19 protein-coding genes and 1 tRNA gene are annotated in these 19,014 nt (G+C 33.7%); 8 read left to right on the forward strand and 12 right to left on the reverse strand.

The window, feature by feature from the left end; genetic code table 11:
• Positions 1-121: 121 nt before the first annotated feature.
• On the reverse strand, positions 122-1,000 hold the full coding sequence (locus JI750_RS20865; RefSeq protein ID WP_202006346.1) for a PPK2 family polyphosphate kinase: 879 nt from the start codon (positions 998-1,000) through the stop codon (positions 122-124).
• Between the two features lie 209 nt (positions 1,001-1,209).
• On the opposite strand from JI750_RS20865, the gene JI750_RS20870 reads away from it, so the two are divergent.
• From JI750_RS20870 to JI750_RS20900, 7 genes are all read left to right on the forward strand, one after another.
• On the forward strand, positions 1,210-2,046 hold the full coding sequence (locus JI750_RS20870) for a DUF6929 family protein (RefSeq protein WP_202006347.1): 837 nt from the start codon (positions 1,210-1,212) through the stop codon (positions 2,044-2,046).
• 259 nt (positions 2,047-2,305) lie between these two features.
• Positions 2,306-2,806 (forward strand): RNA polymerase sigma factor, encoded by a 501-nt coding sequence (locus tag JI750_RS20875; protein ID WP_008468024.1) that lies wholly within the window; start codon positions 2,306-2,308, stop codon positions 2,804-2,806.
• 2 nt (positions 2,807-2,808) lie between these two features.
• Positions 2,809-3,771: a hypothetical protein gene (locus JI750_RS20880; RefSeq protein WP_202006348.1), complete on the forward strand. Its 963-nt coding sequence runs from the start codon at positions 2,809-2,811 to the stop codon at positions 3,769-3,771.
• 70 nt (positions 3,772-3,841) lie between these two features.
• On the forward strand, positions 3,842-5,962 hold the full coding sequence (locus tag JI750_RS20885; RefSeq protein ID WP_202006349.1) for a vWA domain-containing protein: 2,121 nt from the start codon (positions 3,842-3,844) through the stop codon (positions 5,960-5,962).
• A 53-nt stretch (positions 5,963-6,015) separates the two neighbouring features.
• On the forward strand, positions 6,016-6,603 hold the full coding sequence (locus JI750_RS20890) for an LURP-one-related family protein (protein ID WP_202006350.1): 588 nt from the start codon (positions 6,016-6,018) through the stop codon (positions 6,601-6,603).
• 114 nt (positions 6,604-6,717) lie between these two features.
• Entirely contained in the window at positions 6,718-7,434 is a 717-nt protein-coding gene (locus JI750_RS20895) for a 3-ketoacyl-ACP reductase (protein WP_202006351.1), read from the forward strand.
• A gap of 91 nt (positions 7,435-7,525) precedes the next feature.
• Positions 7,526-8,032, forward strand: coding sequence for a hypothetical protein (locus JI750_RS20900; protein WP_202006387.1), 507 nt, complete (start codon positions 7,526-7,528; stop codon positions 8,030-8,032).
• Between the two features lie 147 nt (positions 8,033-8,179).
• Here the strand turns inward: JI750_RS20900 and mtaB are convergent, their stop codons facing one another.
• Entirely contained in the window at positions 8,180-9,514 is a 1,335-nt protein-coding gene (gene mtaB, locus JI750_RS20905; protein ID WP_202006352.1) for a tRNA (N(6)-L-threonylcarbamoyladenosine(37)-C(2))-methylthiotransferase MtaB, read from the reverse strand.
• 486 nt (positions 9,515-10,000) lie between these two features.
• On the opposite strand from mtaB, the gene JI750_RS20910 reads away from it, so the two are divergent.
• A complete protein-coding gene (locus JI750_RS20910) occupies positions 10,001-10,525 on the forward strand; it encodes a hypothetical protein (protein ID WP_202006353.1) in 525 nt (174 codons plus the stop codon).
• Positions 10,526-10,602: 77 nt separating this feature from the next.
• Here the strand turns inward: JI750_RS20910 and JI750_RS20915 are convergent, their stop codons facing one another.
• From JI750_RS20915 to JI750_RS20960, 10 genes are all read right to left on the reverse strand, one after another.
• Entirely contained in the window at positions 10,603-11,133 is a 531-nt protein-coding gene (locus JI750_RS20915) for a GNAT family N-acetyltransferase (RefSeq protein ID WP_202006354.1), read from the reverse strand.
• Between the two features lie 6 nt (positions 11,134-11,139).
• Positions 11,140-11,943 carry a Cof-type HAD-IIB family hydrolase gene (locus JI750_RS20920; RefSeq protein ID WP_202006355.1) on the reverse strand — a complete coding sequence of 268 codons (804 nt, stop codon included), beginning with the start codon at positions 11,941-11,943 and terminating at the stop codon, positions 11,140-11,142.
• A gap of 75 nt (positions 11,944-12,018) precedes the next feature.
• Positions 12,019-12,237: a putative signal transducing protein gene (locus tag JI750_RS20925; RefSeq protein ID WP_111363916.1), complete on the reverse strand. Its 219-nt coding sequence runs from the start codon at positions 12,235-12,237 to the stop codon at positions 12,019-12,021.
• Between the two features lie 98 nt (positions 12,238-12,335).
• Positions 12,336-12,995 carry a DEAD/DEAH box helicase gene (locus tag JI750_RS20930; protein ID WP_202006356.1) on the reverse strand — a complete coding sequence of 220 codons (660 nt, stop codon included), beginning with the start codon at positions 12,993-12,995 and terminating at the stop codon, positions 12,336-12,338.
• 99 nt (positions 12,996-13,094) lie between these two features.
• The gene (locus tag JI750_RS20935) at positions 13,095-14,258 is read right to left on the reverse strand and encodes a sigma-54-dependent transcriptional regulator (protein ID WP_202006357.1); all 1,164 of its coding nucleotides are present in this window, start codon (positions 14,256-14,258) and stop codon (positions 13,095-13,097) included.
• A 97-nt stretch (positions 14,259-14,355) separates the two neighbouring features.
• Entirely contained in the window at positions 14,356-15,672 is a 1,317-nt protein-coding gene (locus JI750_RS20940; RefSeq protein WP_202006358.1) for an ABC transporter permease, read from the reverse strand.
• Between the two features lie 77 nt (positions 15,673-15,749).
• Positions 15,750-16,679, reverse strand: a complete 930-nt coding sequence (locus JI750_RS20945) for an ABC transporter ATP-binding protein (protein ID WP_202006359.1) — start codon at positions 16,677-16,679, stop codon at positions 15,750-15,752.
• A 161-nt stretch (positions 16,680-16,840) separates the two neighbouring features.
• A complete protein-coding gene (gene dnaJ, locus JI750_RS20950) occupies positions 16,841-17,950 on the reverse strand; it encodes a molecular chaperone DnaJ (RefSeq protein WP_202006360.1) in 1,110 nt (369 codons plus the stop codon).
• A gap of 75 nt (positions 17,951-18,025) precedes the next feature.
• Positions 18,026-18,604, reverse strand: a complete 579-nt coding sequence (locus JI750_RS20955) for a nucleotide exchange factor GrpE (protein WP_129745002.1) — start codon at positions 18,602-18,604, stop codon at positions 18,026-18,028.
• A gap of 326 nt (positions 18,605-18,930) precedes the next feature.
• A tRNA-Trp gene (locus tag JI750_RS20960) sits at positions 18,931-19,001 on the reverse strand.
• Positions 19,002-19,014: the final 13 nt, after the last annotated feature.

Here is a 19,014-nt window from a genome sequence, read left to right on the forward strand (position 1 = left end):
AATGGAATTTATAAAAGCAGTTTAAAAATTTTCGGATATAAAATAAACCCGACAGGTTTTAAAAAACCTGTCGGGTTTACAAAAAAAATTATATCATTGACTAATTATCTCAATTATCAAATTATTTCTCTCCTAATTCTTTCTTATACAACTCAATATTAATTGCTGTTTTTTCGTCTAGTTCTGGCTCTTTAATATCAGTGTGTTTCTTCATTTCTTCCCAGATAATTTTTGCTACAATATAGCGCGACATTTCTTTGTCATCGGCTGGAATAATGTACCATGGCGCATGAGCTGTAGAAGTTTTATTAATGGCTTCTTCATAATATTTCATGTATTCATCCCAATAGCCACGTTCTTTCAAGTCTCCAGGCGAAAATTTCCAGTTGTGTTTTTCTTCTTCCAAGCGACGCAACAAACGCTGGCGCTGTTCTTCTTTGCTCAAATGCAGATAAAACTTCATTACGATTGTTCCGTTTTGGCAAATGTGCTTTTCAAAATTATTAATCTGTTCAATTCTATTTTTCCAAAAATCGGGCGTAATGTCATCGACAGAATTAATTTCTGGCAAGTTTTCAGACAGCACATATTCTGGATGAACACGTGTTACAAGAACATTTTCATAATGTGTTCTATTGAAAATGGCAAACTTTCCTTTTTCTGGAAGTGCAATATAATGGCGCCATAAATAATCATGTTCCAGTTCTGTAGAAGTTGGAGTTTTAAAACTATGCACTACTACTCCACGCGGATTAAATTCTTTAAAAACTTCTCGAATCAAACTATCTTTTCCCGAAGTATCCATTCCCTGCAGACAAATCAAAACGCTGTATTTGTTGTGCGCATACATTACATCTTGCAAATCGCTTAATTTAGCTTGAACTTTATCCAGTTTCTCTTCTTTTTCATCGTCATCTGCTTCAATATTTAAAACAGTTGGAATTTCTTTGAGCTTTATTTTATCTACAACTTTAAAATCTTTCGGATCTATTGATTTCATATCTTTTCCTTTTTTGTCTTATAAATATAGTATTTTTACGAAGCATATTCCTGCTATTCATTGCAATACTTTTCAATAAATTGCTTTTTTCCAAAGCCATAACAAGAGCTTCCTTCGGTCGCTTTGTTCTGTCAGGAAAAAAAATCAATTTCTTTTCAAAGTATTTCCATTACTATCAGGGCTAGACACTTATTTTCAAAACAAAATTCATGGAAAAATTTACATTAGAAATATTATTTCAAATCATCGGAATCGGTTCGGCATCGGGATTATTTTACAATAACGATGCTCTTTACGTAATTGGCGACAACAGCGGATTTCTTTACGAATACAATATGCAAAATCAGCAACTGAATCAGCATGCTTTAATTGATAATCCGACACAAAATATTCCAAAAAACTTAAAACCCGATTTTGAATCACTTACACATCATAACGATACACTTTATGTTTTTGGTTCTGGTTCAACCGAAAACCGAAACAAAATGATTGAATTTGACACAAAATCGAAAACTGTTTTACAGAAAAATAATTTAGTCGATTTGTATGCGGTTATGCAGAATTTTGGAGAAATAAAACCAGAAGATTTCAATCTAGAAGGCGCTATTTTTGATGGCGAAAACTGGTATTTATTCAACCGCGGAAATGGCGTTTCTAACAAAAACACGATTTTTACCATTCACGCCAAAAATCTAGGAGAAGAATTTGCTCTGATTTCGGTTAATTACAAACTACCAAAAATAAAAGGTGTTCGCTCTAGTTTTACCGATGCTATTTTGGTCGACGATAAAATCTATTTTCTCTCAACTGCCGAAGACACGAAATCAACTTATGATGACGGAGAAATCTTAGGAAGTTTCATCGGCAGAATCGACGTTAAAACCATGAAAATCGATTTCACTCAAAAAATCACTTCAACCAATAAATTTGAAGGTTTGACTTTCTATAAAAAAGAAAATAATAAAATTGAGTTTTTGCTTTGCGAAGATAATGACACAGAAGTTTTGGAAACTAAGATTTATAAATTGACCTTACCAATTAAATAAACATTGTGAATCTCCGTGCAGCTTTGTGAATCTTTGCGAAAGAATTATTACACAGAGATTCGCAAAGGTTTTTCGCAGAGAAACACAAAGTATTTTGATTACGTTTCTACCATAAAACCTTTGCAACTTTGAATCTTTGCAACTCTGAACCTTAAAAAAAAAATTTCACCCCCGTCCCAACCTTTTTATCTTTTTCACTCTCTATACAAGAAAGACAACAATTGTGATAAACGAGACTCAAATAGCAAACTGTAAAAAAATGCACCGCGATGCCCAGCGTCAAGTGTACGAATACATGGCGCCAAAGTTGTACCGCCTTTGCAAAAGATATTTAAAAAAGGAAGAGGAAATCGAAGAAGCTTTGGCAGATTCTTTCTTTACTATTTTCACCAAATTAGAACAGTTAAAAGAAGCTTATGCTTTTGAAGCTTGGGCAAGACGCATAACTGTAAATCATTGTTTGGCGACGATTAGAAAAGAAACCAACTTTAATATGTATTTAGACGATGTGAAACTGCTTTCGCAACCTTCTGTTGACGAACTAAATACATTGGAAGAAGAAGATTTACTTAATTTATTAAACCATATTCCTGATGGCTGTAAAACTGTGTTTAACCTTTTTGTAATTGAAGGTTTCTCACATAAAGAAATAGCCGAAATGCTGAAGATCTCTGAAGGCACCTCAAAATCACAATTGAATGCCGCTAAGACCAAACTGAAAGAACTGGTTAATAAACTGTATTATCAAAAAGCAAAATAGTCATGGACAATCAAGATAAATTATTCGATAAAATAAAAGAAGCTTCGCAAAAAGCCGAGTTTCAAGACTTTCCAGGAATGGAAAAAGTCTGGGCGCGCGTAGAAGAAAAACTGGATAAAAAAGAAGACAAAAAAACAATTGCATTATGGAAAAAAATAGCTGTTGCGGCTTCTCTGCTATTATTGCTTTCTTTAGGATTTCAGTTTTTACATTCTAATAAAGAACCTGTAACAGAAACTCCGAAAGTAGTTTTTGAAGAAAAAGAAACAAAACAGTCCCAAATTGAAGCACCAGTTGTAAAACAAAATGATGCAGCTTCTTCAGAAATAGTTTCAAACGAAGAAGCAGTTAAAATTTTAGAGAATCATACTAAAAACAAAGAACGAGTTGCTGTTCAAGAAGTAGCAACTCCTCAAACAAGGCCAATTTTGTCTGCGCCATCCCCAAATATTGCGGCAGAGGCTATTGTTTCTGCAAATGCGCCTCTTAAAAGTGAATCTTATGAAGAAGATAACATCGTTTCAAAAAAAGAAATGACTCCAGAAATGGGTTATTCAAGCTATCCTCAAAGAGAATCTGCAAAAGTTGCTTACGCTGCTGCACCAACACAGCGAGCTAAAAAAAGCAGTCCTTTAGTAGTTCTTAACGGAAATGCATTAGCGCACAGCGACGACGCAAAAAAAGATAAAATGATGCAAGATGAGCTTCCAAACCTAAATCCTGAAAATGTAGATTCGCTGGTAGTTTTGGATGAACCATTATATATCATCGATGGGATTTATTATTCAGAAAATGATTTATTTGGTAAAAATCCAACAAGCCCTTATGCGCCTCTTGACAAACAAGACATTAAAACCATAACAATTCTACAAGACCTTGAAGCGACCGAAAAATATGGCGAAAGAGGTAAAAAAGGAGTCGTTATAATCACTACAAAAAACGGAAAACCGGCTCCGAAAAAATAACATAATGCTTTGTCAAAGTCTGCAGCTTTGACAAAGCAAAACCCAAACATTAATTCTAAAACTTATTATCATGAAAAGTCTAAAACTTATTTCATCAGCCATTGCTATGCTTATATGTTTCGTAACCATGGCGCAAGAAAAAACAATTTCTGGAACTGTTACAGATAAATCTAATTTACCGCTTCCTGGAGTTCAGATAACGATTAAAGGAACTAAAAAATATAGTCAAACTGATTATAATGGAAACTACTCTATTCAAGCTAAAAAAGGAGACGCTCTTGTTTTTAGTTACGTAGGAATGGATTCTCAAACTATTTACGTTAAAGATTCTAATATAATTAATGTAGTCCTAAAAGAAAATAGTGCTCAACTCCAAGAAGTTGTAGTTGTTGGATATGGTGTCCAAAAAAAATCAATGCTAACCGGTTCAGTCTCGGAACGCAAAGGAAAAAGAGCAAAAGTTCAAGCTGAAAGTAATTCGCTTTACGCTCCAAGCCCAACTGTTTCTATTCGCGTAAATGAATCAGTTTCTCCAAAAAATGAACCGATGTATATTATTGACGGAGTACCAGCAAAAGCCAATCAAATGGCAAAAATAAATCCGAACGATATTGATAATGTTTCGGTTCTAAAAGATAAAGATGCGACTTCAATTTATGGAAGCAAAGCATCAAACGGTGTTGTAGTAATTTCAACCAAAAATGAAATCTATAAAAACCTTTCTGAAAAAGAATTGGACAAAAAATTAAATATTATGCCAATTTCAGCTGAACCACCCCAGGAAGATTATGATGCTTTTGTGGAAAATGCTTTCGAAAGTCCAAAAACAGCTCCGCTTTCAACTTTTTCTATAGATGTCGACAATGCTTCTTATACCAATATCAGACGTTTTTTAAACAATGGGCAGGAAGTTCCGAAAGATGCGGTTCGTGTAGAAGAAATGGTTAATTTCTTTAAATACACTTATCCGCAGCCGAAAAATGAACATCCGTTTTCTATCAATACAGAAGTGAGTGATTCGCCTTGGAATAAGAATAATAAAATCTTGAAAATTGGTTTACAAGGAAAAAACATTCCAACCAATGATTTACCTGCTTCTAATCTTGTTTTCTTAATTGATGTTTCTGGATCAATGGGCGATATGAATAAATTGCCTTTATTAAAACAATCTTTAAAAATATTGGTAAACGAATTACGCGCAAAAGACAAAGTTGCAATTGTAGTTTACGCGGGTGCTGCGGGAATGGTTTTGCCTCCAACTTCTGGAGATGAGAAAAAAACAATTATCGATGCTTTGGATAAATTAGAATCTGGCGGAAGCACAGCAGGTGGCGCAGGAATTGAGTTGGCTTATAAAACAGCGACAGAAAATTTCATTAAAGGCGGAAATAATCGTGTAATCCTGGCAACCGACGGAGATTTTAACGTTGGAAGTTCTTCTAATTCTGATATGGAAAAACTAATTGAAGAAAAAAGAAAAACAGGCGTTTTCTTAACTTGTCTGGGTTACGGAATGGGCAATTACAAAGACAGTAAAATGGAAATCCTTGCCGATAAAGGAAACGGAAATTATGCTTACATCGACAACATTCAGGAAGCAAATCGTTTTTTAGGAAAAGAATTCAAAGGTTCGATGTTTGCTATCGCGAAAGATGTAAAAATCCAGATTGAATTTAATCCAAAACAAGTTCAAGCATATCGTTTGATTGGCTATGAAAACAGAAAATTGCGTCCAGAAGATTTTAAAAATGATGCGATTGATGCTGGCGAATTGGGAAGCAATCATACTGTGACGGCTTTGTATGAAATTATTCCAGCTGGAGTAAAAAGTAATTATTTAACTGAACAGCCAGATCCTTTAAAATACACTAAAACCGAAACCAGTTCAAACAATTACAGCAACGAATTGGCAACGATAAAATTCCGTTACAAAAAACCAGATGGCGATAAAAGCATCGAAATGGTTCAGGTAATCGATAATAAATCTATTGCCTTGGATAAAGCCAGCGATGATATGAAATTTAGTTCTGCCGTAGCTTGGTTTGGTTTGAAATTGAGAGATTCAAAATTAATTGCCAACAAGTCTTCTGAAGAAATTGTAAAACTGGCGAAGCAAGGAAATTCAAACGATGGCGAAGGTTATAAAGCTGAATTTATTCGTCTAGTTGAAACTTCCAAACAGTATAATTAATAAATATTGTATTACATTTGCGGCTTTATTTTTAATACTTATTTTACACACGCATGAATCCCATTTTAAGCCAAAATCTATTTTTAGTAAAAGAACATGTTGGAATGTTCAAAGCCGCAAACAATTACGATATATATCATCCAGAAACCAATCAAATCATTATGAACTGCCGAGAAAACAATCTTGGTTTTTTCACAAAAGTATTTCGTTTTACAGATTATAAAAGAGCAACTCCGTTTAATGTTGAAATTACAACTGCCTCTGGAGAAAAGTTAATTACAGTAAGAAGAGGTGTTGCCATCTTTAGATCTACTGTTGAAGTATTGGATGAAAAAGATCGTTTGATTGGAACTTTCAAACAAAAATTCTTTTCGATTGGAGGAAAATTTAACATTTTGGACAAAAATGAAAAACCTGTGGCTACTCTGCAAGGAAAATGGACAGGCTGGGATTTTAAATTCTCACACGAGAATAAGCAATTGGCTCAAGTAAACAAAAAATGGGCGGGATTAGGAAAAGAGTTTTTTACAAGTGCCGATAATTATGTTCTTCAAATTGAAGATACAGTTGCAACAGACAGTCCGTTGAGACAATTGATTTTAGGAGCTGTCATGTGTATTGACATGGTTCTAAAAGAATAACAAAAAGTTGTTAAACTTAGATTAAGAATACCTTTTAAAGCATCATTTTAGTTTTCAAAACCTTATTTTTGTAAGACTTAAAATGATGCTTTCTGCATTTCTAAAAACACAATCATGACCGACTTAAAAAATAAAAACGCCTTTATTACGGGCGCAGGAAAAGGAATAGGAAAAGCTGTAGCAATTGCTTTGGCAAAAGAGGGTGTAAACCTAATTTTGGTTTCTAGAACCAAAAGTGATATTGACCAATTGGCAGAAGAAACTTCAAAATTGGGTGTAAAAACTTTGGCTCTGTCTGCAGACGTCTCTGATATTAATTCTATAAACGCTGCTGCTGAAAAGGCAATCGCTGAATTTAAAAGTATCGACATTTTAATCAATAGTGCTGGAATTGCTTCTTTTGGAAAATTCTTAGAATTAGAACCAGAAGCTTGGGAAAGAATTATTCAGGTGAATTTAATGGGAACTTATTTCACAACTCGTGCGATCATCCCAAACATGATCGAAAGACAAACTGGAGACATCATCAATATTTCTTCGACTGCCGGATTAAACGGAAATGCTTTGACAAGTGCGTACAGTGCTTCTAAATTTGCTGTTTTGGGTTTAACCGATTCTTTAATGCAAGAAATGAGAAAACACAATATCCGTGTTACAGCACTAACGCCAAGTACGGTTGCAACCGACATGGCAAAAGACTTAAACCTAACTGACGGAAACCCAGAAAAAGTAATGCAATCTGAAGATATGGCAGATTTGATTATCGCTCAGTTAAAACTAAACCGAAGAGTCTTTATTAAGAATAGCAGTATTTGGTCTACTAATCCTTAAAAAATAAATTCCAATAATTAAATTCCAAATTCCAATCTCAAAGCAATTGGAATTTGGGATTTTAAAAAATTGGAATTTTAAAAAAAATATGATGGAACAATATTTAAGACAATTGGTCGAAATAGAATTTCAGGATAAAAAGGAAATCTTCAGCGGATTTTTAATTGATTATTCTGATGAATGGATTTTGCTTCGAAATAATCCTGTAGATTTTGTTTTGGATGGTTTTGTTATTTTGAGAAATAAAAATATTGAAGCTGTAAATCGAGATCATGATCTGGCGTTTACAGAAAAAGTAATCCGTTTGAAAGGGTTAAAAATTAATTCTGATGATATTATCCCAATCAAAGATTTAGCATCAATTATTAATTATGTTTCAAAGAAATATGGTATTTTTCAAATTGCAAAAAAATCTTCTAAATCTGCTTATTTAGGAAAATTAATAGAATTGAATAACGAAGAATTGACCATTAACTTCTTAGATACAAAAGGAGAATTTGGCGGAGAGTTAGGTTTTAATCCTGAAAAAATTCGTGTTATTGAATTTGATACTGATTATATTAATTCTTTGAAATTAGTTGTTCAGGATAATGAGTAATAAAAACAGAAAAAGCCTCTCATAAGAGGCTTTTTTTGTCATTCCGAGGAACGAGGAATCACACTAGCAATTCCATATGCTATAATTGCCAATCTTTGTCGAGTTTCGAGTGTGATTGCTCATTCCTCGGAATGACAAACTTTATTTTTAAGCTTCCGCCAGTTTATTTAAAAACTCAATGCGAACACTTCCGTCTTCGTCAATTTTTGTTAAATTGATTTCTTGTAAAGTATTTACCAATTCTGGATTCCATGGCGTTTTTACTTTTACATAGTTTTCAGTAAATCCGTGAATGTATCCTTCTTTGTTTTCACTTTCAAAAAGAACCGTTCTGTTGGTTCCTAATTGGCTTTCGTAGAATGCACGGCGTTTTTTAACCGATAAGCCACGAAGCATTTTACTGCGTTTAGCTCGAACATTTGAAGGAACTACGCCTTCCATATCTGCCGCTTCTGTATTATCTCTTTCTGAATATGTAAAAACGTGCAAATATGAAATATCTAGCTCATTTAAGAAATGATACGTTTCTAAGAAATGCTCATCTGTTTCTCCAGGAAAACCAACAATAACATCAACACCAATACAAGCATGAGGCATTACTTCGCGAATTTTAGCAACTCGATCAATATAAACTTCACGTAAATAACGGCGTTTCATTAATTTCAAAATATCATTGCTTCCCGATTGCAACGGAATATGAAAATGCGGTACAAAAGTTCGGCTTTTCGATACAAATTCAATTGTTTCGTTTTTCAATAAATTTGGTTCGATAGACGAAATTCTCAAACGCTCAATTCCTTCTACTTTATCCAAAGCCTGAACTAAATCTAGAAAAGTATGTTCATGTTTTTTATTTCCGAACTCCCCTTTTCCATAATCACCGATATTTACACCCGTTAAAACAATTTCACGAATATTCTGCGCAGAAATTTCTTTGGCATTTTTAAGTACATTTTCTAAAGCATCACTTCTAGAAATTCCACGAGCCAATGGAATTGTACAATATGTACATTTATAATCGCAGCCGTCTTGGACTTTTAAGAATGCTCTTGTACGATCTCCGATAGAATAGCTTCCTACATAGAAATCGGCTTCAGCAATTTCGCACGAGTGAACTTCACCCATATCATTTTTGCTCAAATCATGAATATAGTCCGTGATTTTGAATTTTTCTGTTGCGCCCAAAACCAAATCAACCCCATCAACCGCAGCCAATTCTTCTGGTTTTAATTGCGCGTAACAGCCAACAGCCGCAACAAAAGCTTTTTCGTTAAGCTTCATTGCTTTCTTGACAACCTGTTTAAATTGTTTATCGGCATTTTCTGTTACAGAGCAGGTATTAATAACATAAATATCTGCAACATCTTCAAAATCGACGCGGTCAAAACCTTCGTCATTAAAATTTCTGGCAATTGTAGAAGTCTCTGAAAAATTCAGTTTACAACCCAGCGTATAAAAGGCAACTTTTTTTCTGTTTTCCATAATTTGTCTTAAATTAATGAAATCGTTGTCAAAAAATTTAAGGCTGCAAATTTACAAACAATATTCATCAAAAGAAAGCAATTAATGGACTTCCAATCAATAATTTGCATTAATGTAAATTTAGAAATATTCAAAAGTTAAACTTTTACTTTTTATTTTAAAAAAAATTATGAACCCTTTTTTTTATTTTTTAACATTCCGATAAGAATAAAATGACAAAATAATCGACTAAATGCAAATTTTATCGATTAAATACGTTTTTTTCGGTTTTAAATTGAAAATTTCTTACATTTACAAATGATACGAATCTAGTTCACAATAAATTCATATTAAAGAATTTTAGTAAGCTTTAATTAATTTAATAATAATTCGGGCATAACAATTTTGAATTCTACTCGTTATGTTGTTGTTTTGTGTTACAAAATGAAATGGGAAAGCCGAAAACCAAAGAGAGTAGGCAAAATTAAAATACAAATACCACGCTTTATGAAAGCATTTTTACCCACAATCTGCTTGATGTTCTTAACCGTATTTAGTTCGCAAGCGCAAACTAGTGCTCCAGCCGCAAATGCAAATCCATTTCCTACTATTAGCACATTGACGACTTGGGCAAGCTTTAACTCACAACAGCAATTTGATGTTGCTATTCGTGCAGTTGGGTTTAAGTTTGAAGTTAAAGAACCAGGTGAAGGATCTACAGCTTATACCTACATTCGTAAAGTAACTGTAAACGAAGTAAACTATACGGATAGAATTGTATACAGAATTACAAATAACAATTCTGCAAGTATTATTTCTTTAGTAACTGCTTCTACTGATTTGGTTAGTTTATACACACCACAATTAGCAAGCTTTAAAAACAACAACTGCAAAACAGAAATGTCTAAAGACAAAAACACAACTTGCAGCTGTTACGAAAGTGCAAATTTTGCAATCGATCTTTGCGACGAGCGTGTAAAATTAACTATGGGTGACGGAAATAAATATTTTGTTTCTGTAGCTAAAAAATAATATTTTCAAATATTACTTCTTTAATTAATTCCAAATCTTTACTGACTTTTAAGTATGTAAAGATTTGGAATTCGTTTTTATATTGAGTTCGGATTTTTGAGTTCGTACCAAACTTCTAATTCTTCTTGATATTCGAAAGAATTCACAAAATGGAAACCTAATTTTTCTAAAATCTTTCTAGAATTTTCGTTTCCAGCATCTGCATAAGCATATAGCATCTCTACTTTCATTTCGTTAAAGGCATAATCAATAAAAGCTTTTCCTGCTTCTGTTGCATAACCTTTTCCCCAATGTTTTTCGATAAAACGATATCCTAACTCGTAAAAGTTTTTGTGATTATTGATTTCGTCTGTAATAAACTTTATTCCAGACCAACCAATAAATTCATTTGTTTCTTTGAGAACAACTGCCCATCGGCCTGTTCCAAGATCTTTATATTGTTTTTGAACAAACTTGATGTATTCAACACTTTCGTCAATATGCTTTACGGGTCTATTTCCAACAAACAAATGTACATTCGGATTAGAATCTAATTCGAACATTCCTTCGGCGTCTGAAAGCTCAAGCGGCCGTAAAATAAGACGCTCCGTTTCTATTTGATTTTTCATTTTAGCTTAGTTTAAAATAAAACGATTTACAACCTCAGCAACACCATCATCGTTATTTGAAGCTACAATTAAATCGGCTTTGTCACGCAATTCTGGTGTTACATTATCAACCCAAACTCCTAAACCGGAATATTCGATCATCGTTAAGTCATTTCCTGCGTTTCCAACCGCGATAATTTCACTTTGGTGAATTCCTAATTTATCAGCCAAATACTTCAAGCTAGCCGCTTTATCAATTCCTTGCTGTGCAGCTTCTAAGAAAAATGGTTTTGACATAGAAACACTTAAATGCGGCATAGCTTCTTTTAAATCATTTTCTAACGTTTTTAAATACGCTGGATCTTGAAGCAAGATACATTTAACCGCTGGTCTGTCTACATAATCTTTAAAGCTTGAAACTTTATGATGTGCCATTCCAGTAATTTCTTTTTCGACTTCTATAAACTCAGAATCAGTTTCGCTGATAATCTCGTCATCCAAATACGTGATAATATGTGCATTTTTTTTCACACTATAATCGTACAGTGCATGAATTTGTTCTACAGTTAATTTCTGTTCAAACAAAATCAAATCGTCTTTAACACGGCTGATTATTGCTCCATTAAACGAGATCATATAAGAATCGTTTAAATCGAGTTCCAACTCTTTAGCATAAGCCGTCATTGCAGTAGTCGGTCTTCCTGAAGCCAAAACTACATAAACGCCTTTTGCCTGAGCTTCTAATATTACTTTTTTATTTAAATCTGAAATTTTGTGGTCGTCTGTCAACAAGGTGTCATCCATGTCGAGCACTAACATTTTGTATTGCATATTTTTTTAGTTTTCAGTCGCAGTAACAGTTTTCAGCATTCTAACTGTAAACTATGACTGCAAACTACGACTTTTTTAAAGACTCATTCTGAAATTTTCAATAACGGGATTTGCTTTTGCAAAATCGGTTTCCTGAATAAAAACCTCAACTGCCAAATCCGTCTGTCCAAAACCTCCTAAACGAGCCGATTGAATATTATCTTTTTTAACGGTTTCTACTCCCGCTTCTTCTAATCTTTCTTGCAAAGCAATTGCCAATACTTCGCTTCCCGAAAATACTTTCATTAATCCCATAATATTCTTTGTTTTTTTATTCTATTAATTTCAAAATCAAAAAATCCCGCTTTCCATCTACTGAGATTAAAAACCGGGACTGTAAACTTTATAATAAATTATTCTTCTTCAATATCGTCTTCATCTTCATCAAGTTCCTCGCCTTCTTCATCCATATCAAATAAATAAGGTTCGATCATGATTTTGTCTGCCAAAATTTCGATGCGTTCTGTCAAAGTTTCAGCAAAAATGATTCGTTGTACTTTAGCGATACTGTTTGAAATACGCGTGATTTTAGCATCATGACGCAATTTCAAAATCGGATCTGCATCGTCTATAATAAACATTTTAAGACGATTTACGTTGTAACCCGCTGTACTAAACATGTCGTTTAATTTGGTTGGCGTTCCAATTAAAACATCAATTCCTGTAGAAACATAATTTTTATCGTAATCCATGTCGCCTTTTTCGTTTACGCCATATATTTCCAAATTAGTGTATTTCCCGTATTTCTCAAAAAGCTCAACCATTTCTAAAACCTTTGCTTTATCTTCAACAATGATTAAAGCGCGAGGAGATTCCTCCGTTTTACCAGCCAATTGCTGGATTACATTTAAAACGATCGTAGTTGTTTTTCCGCTTCCTTTTGGAGAAATAATCACGCAATCAGCACCACTTTTTATGGTCGAAAATGTTTCCATCTGCAGAGCATTGGCTTCTGTTAAACCATTTTCAATTAGACCGTCCTGTAATTTCTCGTTTATCTTTTTTAGTTTCATTTTTTTTGAGCTTTAGGCTTTAAGCTATAAGCTTTAGGCCAAAATTATTGTGTGTTTTTAGCTTAAAGCATAAAGCTTATTGCTTATTGCGCGAAGCACCTACTTGCTTGCGAACATTTTTACATCTGTTTCAGAAATTTCGTTTCCTCCCAAAATGATCAATCTTTCGACTACATTTCGAAGTTCGCGAATGTTTCCTGTCCAATCGTATTCCTGCAACAATTTTATCGCTTGTCCTGAAAATGACTTTACCGCATTTCCTTGTTCTGAAGCAATTTTCTCTGTAAAATGAGAAATCAAAGCTGGAATATCATCACGTCTTTCATTCAAAGGCGGAACTTTTATCAAAATTACAGCCAGACGATGGTATAAATCTTCACGGAAACGGCCTTCTGCAATTTCTGTTTTTAAATCTTTATTTGTTGCGGCAACGACGCGAACATCTACTTTTATGTCTTTATCAGCACCAACTCTGGTAATCATATTTTCCTGAAGGGCACGTAAAACTTTCGCTTGCGCAGAAAGACTCATATCTCCAATTTCATCTAAGAAAATAGTTCCTTTGTCTGCAGCTTCAAACTTTCCTGCGCGATCTTTTACTGCCGATGTAAAAGCCCCTTTTACGTGTCCGAATAATTCACTTTCAATTAATTCACTCGGAATCGCAGCACAATTTACTTCGATTAAAGGAAAACTAGAACGCTCGCTTTTTTCATGCAATTGATGCGCTACTAATTCTTTTCCGGTTCCGTTCGGACCTGTAATTAAAACTCTGGCCTCTGTTGGAGCAACTTTATCAATCATCACTTTAATATGATTAATCGATTCGCTCTCACCAATCATTTCGTAATTTTTGCTAACTTTTTTCTTTAGAATTTTATTCTCAACTACTAATTGTTTTTTGTCTAAAGCATTACGAACAGTATTTAATAAACGATTCAAATCTGGTGGTTTCGAAATATAATCAAAAGCTCCTAAACGCATAGTTTGAATCGCAGTTTCCATATCACCGTGACCCGAAATCATCACCATCGGAATTTCTGGTTTTATCTTTTTCACTTCTTCTAAAACCTCAACACCGTCCATTTTTGGCATTTTGATATCACATAATACCAAATCGTAATCGTTGTTTTTTATTTTTTCAAGTCCCACAACTCCATCTTCTGCTTCATCAACCTGATACGAATCATTTTCTTCTGATAAAATTTTTACCAAAACTCTTCTGATTGCCGCTTCGTCTTCTACAATTAGTATTTTACTCATTCTTTTTAAAGATGCTAAGATACTAAGATGCTAAGTTTCTGAGTTTTTCCGCTAAAAATCTTAGCATCTCAGAAACTTAGAATCTTAGTATCTCAAGTTAATATTTTAGCCACTTATACAATTCCTTCCAAGTCGGTTTTTTGCCGTACATTAAAATACCTATTCGGTAGATTTTGGCAGCGAACCAGACCACAAGGAAAAATGTTGCAAACAATAATGATACCGAAATTGCAATTTGCCACCACGGAACGCCAAACGGAATACGCATTAGCATTACAATTGGTGAAGTTAACGGAATCATTGAAAAGATTACCGCAACACTTCCGTGAGGATCATTTACTACAGTAAAAAATCCGATATAAACGCTCAAAATCAAAGGCATTAAAATTGGAAGCAAAAACTGCTGAGAATCGGTTTGATTGTCAACTGCCGCTCCAATTGCTGCATAGAATGAGCTATATAGAAAATATCCTCCAATAAAATAAATCACAAATCCAATTAAAATACTGGCAATTGGCAAATTCCATAATTCAGTAATATACATTTGCGCTGAACCTGAAAATTCATGCTGAGCGGCCTGCATCATTTCTGGTGAAATTCTTGCTGTTGGACCAACATTAACGCCAAAAAATGCAGATGCGGCAAACATTAATCCTAAACCAATAATGGCCCAAATTACAAATTGCAGAATTCCAGCTAATGAAGTTCCGACAATTTTTCCGATCATTAATTGAAATGGCTTTACTGATGAAATAATGATTTCGATAATTCTATTTGTTTTTTCTTCAATTACGCTTCGCATTACCATATTTCCGTAAATGATAATAAACATCATAATTAAGTAGCCGAATGCACCACCAATTGCAATTTTAATTTCGTTGAGACCTTTTAGACTTTCTTCTCCAGAGGCTTTAACTAAATGAATATTTACATCTGACTGCGCTTTCTGAATAGCCAGAGTATCCAATTTTGCCTCTTCCAGATTTAGTTTTGTGATTTTATTTCCGATGATATCCTGAGTATTCTCAATAAAAGAAATGCTCGGACTGTTATTTGAAATAAATTCAATTTTACTTTCTAAATCTTTTTTGTTTTCTGTTTTTGGAATAACAATTAATCCGCTGAAATTTTCTTTCGTAATACTGTCCTTTAGAGCATTTACATCAATTTCAGAAAGATTTAAATATTTAAATTCAGCTCCTTTTTTGTTTTCTTTTAAAAAATCTGAAACAAAAATTCCAGTTTCGTCATGAATCGCAATTCTTTTAGTTTCTGCTTTCATCGAACTTAAATAGCCAATAAAAACAGCAATAGCCACAAATAAAAGCGGACTCAAAAATGTCATGACAACAAAAGATTTATTGCGAACTTTAGCAATAAATTCTCTTTTTATAATCAACGAGATGATACTCATAAATAATTAATTTTCAAATTTTAAATCCCAAATCCCAATTTATAAGCTTGAAATTTGGAATTTCTATATTGGAATTTTTAAACTTTGTTTTCAGTAACTGTTTGGATAAAAATATCGTTTATGCTCGGAATTTTTTCAACGAAGTGTGTTACTTGTCCACATTGTGTTAAAACATTCAATAATTCGTTTGGAGAAGCATTTCCGATCTGAATATTTAATTTTAAATCATCATTTAAAGATTTAAAACTTGCTGGAGACACTGTAAACTTCTGAGTAATATCGTACATTAATCCTTCGACATTATTTGTCAAAATTCCAACTTCGAAACTGTTGGTTCTAAACTGACGCTTAACATCGACCACTTTTCCTTCTATCAGTTTATTAGATTTATGAATTAAAGCGATATTTTCACAAAGCTCTTCTACGCTTTCCATTCTGTGAGTCGAAAAGATAATCGTAGAACCTTGTTCTTTTAAAGCCAAAATTTCGTCTTTAATAATATTTGCATTTACGGGATCAAAACCCGAAAATGGCTCATCTAAAATCAGCAATTTTGGTTTATGCAACACACAAACGACAAACTGAATTTTTTGCGCCATTCCTTTAGAAAGCTCTTGGATTTTTTTATTCCACCATCCTTGAATTCCCAAACGGTCAAACCAATAATCTAGTTGTTTTTTAGCTTCGGCTTTAGAAAGACCTTTCATTTGCGCCAAATACAAACATTGCTCGCCTACTTTCATCGAACTGTACAAACCTCTTTCTTCTGGAAGGTAGCCAATTGTCTGCACATGTTTTGGCTGTAATCTTTCTCCATCCAAAATTACATCACCGCTATCAGGCATTGTAATCTGGTTTATGATTCTGATAAGGGAAGTTTTTCCTGCTCCATTCGGACCTAATAGTCCATATATACTGCCTTTTGGCACATTTAATGAAACTTCGTTAAGTGCTACATAGTCGCCATATTTTTTTATGACTTTATGTACTTCAAGTAAGTTACTCATGTTATTTTTAAGGATTTACTGCGTTGCTTTTCCTATTACGGTTCAGCGACTGTAAAAGTAAATAATTACTAGCGAATCTGTGTCATATTACGAAAAAAACCCATTCTATTTTATGCTAGAATGGGTTTTTGATTATTTATGGTATTTTAAAAAAGTTCAGATTATGAGAACATATCTTTTACTTTCTCAAAAAATGATTTCTCTGATTTCTCTGGACTTGGAGCAAAGTGCTCGTCTGTTAAAGCATTTTCAAAGAATTGTTTTTGCTCTTTATTTAAAGTTTTTGGAGTCCAAACATTTACGTGAACCAATAAATCTCCGCTTCCGTAACCATTTAAACTAGGAATTCCTTTTCCTTTTAATCTTAAGATTTTTCCAGATTGAATTCCTTCTTCTAGTTTAATACGAACTTTTCCATTGATTGCTTCAATATCTTTAGAAGCTCCCAAAACTGCTTCTGGGAAACTGATATACAAATCGAAGTGAACGTTTTCACCTTCACGCTTCAAGAATTCGTGCTCAATTTCTTCAATAGCAACAATTAAATCACCTGGAATGCTGTTTCCTGGAGCATCATTACCTTTGTTGGCAACTTTCAACTGCATTCCGTCAACAACTCCCGCAGGAATTTTGATTGATACTGTTTCGTCTTCTTGAACCATTCCTTGAGCATCTGCTTCAGATGGTTTTTTATCTAAAATTTGACCAGAACCACCACAAGTAGGACAAGTTGACGCAGATTGCATTCTTCCTAAAATGGTATTGGTTACACGCATTACTTGTCCTTGACCGTTACAAGTCGTACAAGTTTTATACGTTACACCTTTTGCCTGAACTTTACGTTTTACTTTTACTTTTTTCTCAACTCCATTTGCAATTTCTTCCAAAGTCAGTTTTACTTTAATTCGAAGATTGCTTCCTTTCGCACGACGAGGACCTCCGCCTCCGCCTCCGAAACCGCCAAATCCGCCACCAAAAATATCACCAAACTGGCTGAAAATGTCGTCCATATTCATACCTCCATGACCGCCGCCAAATCCGCCAGAACCATCAAATGCTTGATGTCCGTACTGATCGTATTTCGCTTTTTTCTGTGGATCACTTAAAACTTCATAAGCTTCTGCCGCCAATTTGAAGTTTTCTTCTGCCTCTTTGTCGCCTGGATTTTTATCAGGATGGTATTTTAAAGCACTTTTTCTGTATGCTTTTTTTATTTCGGCAGCATCAGCATTTTTTGAAATGCCTAGTATTTCGTAAAAATCTTTTTTCATAATTTAGGTTAAATTCTAAATCTAAAATTCCAAATTCCAATTTTTAAAAAACGAATTTCAGAATCTTAATTGCTTTTAGTTTCCTACAACAACTTTAGGGTAACGAATAATTTTGTCTCCTAATTTGTATCCTTTTTCAATAACATCAACAATTTTCCCTTTTAATTTGTCAGACGGAGCTGGAATTTGGGTAATTGCTTCAGCGATATCAGCATTGAAAGCATCTCCTGCTTGAATTTCAACTTGCTCTAAACCTTTAGAAACTAAAGTGCTTTTCAATTTTTCGTGGATCAACTCAACACCTTTTTTCAAATTTTCATCCTCTGACTTGTTGATCTCTACTGTCGCTCTGTCAAAATCATCTAAAACTGGAAGCATAGCCAATAAAACTTCTTGGTTTGCTGTTTTAAATAATTCAAGACGCTCTTTTGAAGTTCTTTTTTTGTAATTTTCAAATTCAGCAAATAATCTCAAAAACTTATCTTTTTCGTGAGCCAAGTCTTTAGCTAATTGCTCCTCAACACTTAATTCTTCAACAATTAACTGCTCTCCGTTGGCATTGTTCTCTAACGTTACATCGTCTAATTCCTGATCGAATTCTGTATTTTCCGTAGTCATATTACTTTTATTTTTAAAAATATTTTTAAACTTCATTTTTATTTCTTTCTGTTGGATTGCAAAAGTACTGCCAAATCTTATAAAATGTCAAATTGTCACTTTATTAATTATGAGACGTTTAAAAAACATAATTGTGGAGAAAAAATTTATTATAATTTTAAGACTATTACGTTTTAGTTTATCTTATCTTTGAGACCAATAAACATAAATTATTACCACTAAAAATTGAATTTAAGGGTTGGCTTCGGTCTCTAAATAATTATTAATTCAAGTTTACCTTATATTAAAAAAAAGCTTCGCCTATAGAGACGAAGCTTTTTTTATGCTTTTCAATGACGGGTTGTCATCTCATATTTTTTTTGCACGGGCGGAGGGATTCGAACCCCCATCAACGGTTTTGGAGACCGCTATTCTACCCTTGAACTACGCCCGTAATGAGGTCGCAA

It is taken from the genome of Flavobacterium tagetis, assembly GCF_016735615.1.
GTDB lineage: Bacteria > Bacteroidota > Bacteroidia > Flavobacteriales > Flavobacteriaceae > Flavobacterium > Flavobacterium tagetis.

Bases quoted from the DNA above. Each gene is read 5' to 3' on its own strand.
- JI750_RS20865 (WP_202006346.1), bottom strand. From the start codon at position 1,000: ATGAAATCAATAGATCCGAAAGATTTTAAAGTTGTAGATAAAATAAAG.
- JI750_RS20925 (WP_111363916.1), bottom strand. From the start codon at position 12,237: ATGGGATTAATGAAAGTATTTTCGGGAAGCGAAGTATTGGCAATTGCT.
- JI750_RS20880 (WP_202006348.1), top strand. From the start codon at position 2,809: ATGGACAATCAAGATAAATTATTCGATAAAATAAAAGAAGCTTCGCAA.
- JI750_RS20895 (WP_202006351.1), top strand. From the start codon at position 6,718: ATGACCGACTTAAAAAATAAAAACGCCTTTATTACGGGCGCAGGAAAA.
- dnaJ (WP_202006360.1), bottom strand. From the start codon at position 17,950: ATGAAAAAAGATTTTTACGAAATACTAGGCATTTCAAAAAATGCTGAT.
- JI750_RS20930 (WP_202006356.1), bottom strand. From the start codon at position 12,995: ATGAAACTAAAAAAGATAAACGAGAAATTACAGGACGGTCTAATTGAA.
- mtaB (WP_202006352.1), bottom strand. From the start codon at position 9,514: ATGGAAAACAGAAAAAAAGTTGCCTTTTATACGCTGGGTTGTAAACTG.
- JI750_RS20870 (WP_202006347.1), top strand. From the start codon at position 1,210: ATGGAAAAATTTACATTAGAAATATTATTTCAAATCATCGGAATCGGT.
- JI750_RS20915 (WP_202006354.1), bottom strand. From the start codon at position 11,133: ATGAAAAATCAAATAGAAACGGAGCGTCTTATTTTACGGCCGCTTGAG.
- JI750_RS20935 (WP_202006357.1), bottom strand. From the start codon at position 14,258: ATGAGTAAAATACTAATTGTAGAAGACGAAGCGGCAATCAGAAGAGTT.
- JI750_RS20910 (WP_202006353.1), top strand. From the start codon at position 10,001: ATGAAAGCATTTTTACCCACAATCTGCTTGATGTTCTTAACCGTATTT.
- JI750_RS20920 (WP_202006355.1), bottom strand. From the start codon at position 11,943: ATGCAATACAAAATGTTAGTGCTCGACATGGATGACACCTTGTTGACA.
- JI750_RS20875 (WP_008468024.1), top strand. From the start codon at position 2,306: ATGCACCGCGATGCCCAGCGTCAAGTGTACGAATACATGGCGCCAAAG.
- JI750_RS20890 (WP_202006350.1), top strand. From the start codon at position 6,016: ATGAATCCCATTTTAAGCCAAAATCTATTTTTAGTAAAAGAACATGTT.
- JI750_RS20945 (WP_202006359.1), bottom strand. From the start codon at position 16,679: ATGAGTAACTTACTTGAAGTACATAAAGTCATAAAAAAATATGGCGAC.
- JI750_RS20940 (WP_202006358.1), bottom strand. From the start codon at position 15,672: ATGAGTATCATCTCGTTGATTATAAAAAGAGAATTTATTGCTAAAGTT.
- JI750_RS20955 (WP_129745002.1), bottom strand. From the start codon at position 18,604: ATGAAGTTTAAAAATATTTTTAAAAATAAAAGTAATATGACTACGGAA.
- JI750_RS20900 (WP_202006387.1), top strand. From the start codon at position 7,526: ATGGAACAATATTTAAGACAATTGGTCGAAATAGAATTTCAGGATAAA.
- JI750_RS20885 (WP_202006349.1), top strand. From the start codon at position 3,842: ATGAAAAGTCTAAAACTTATTTCATCAGCCATTGCTATGCTTATATGT.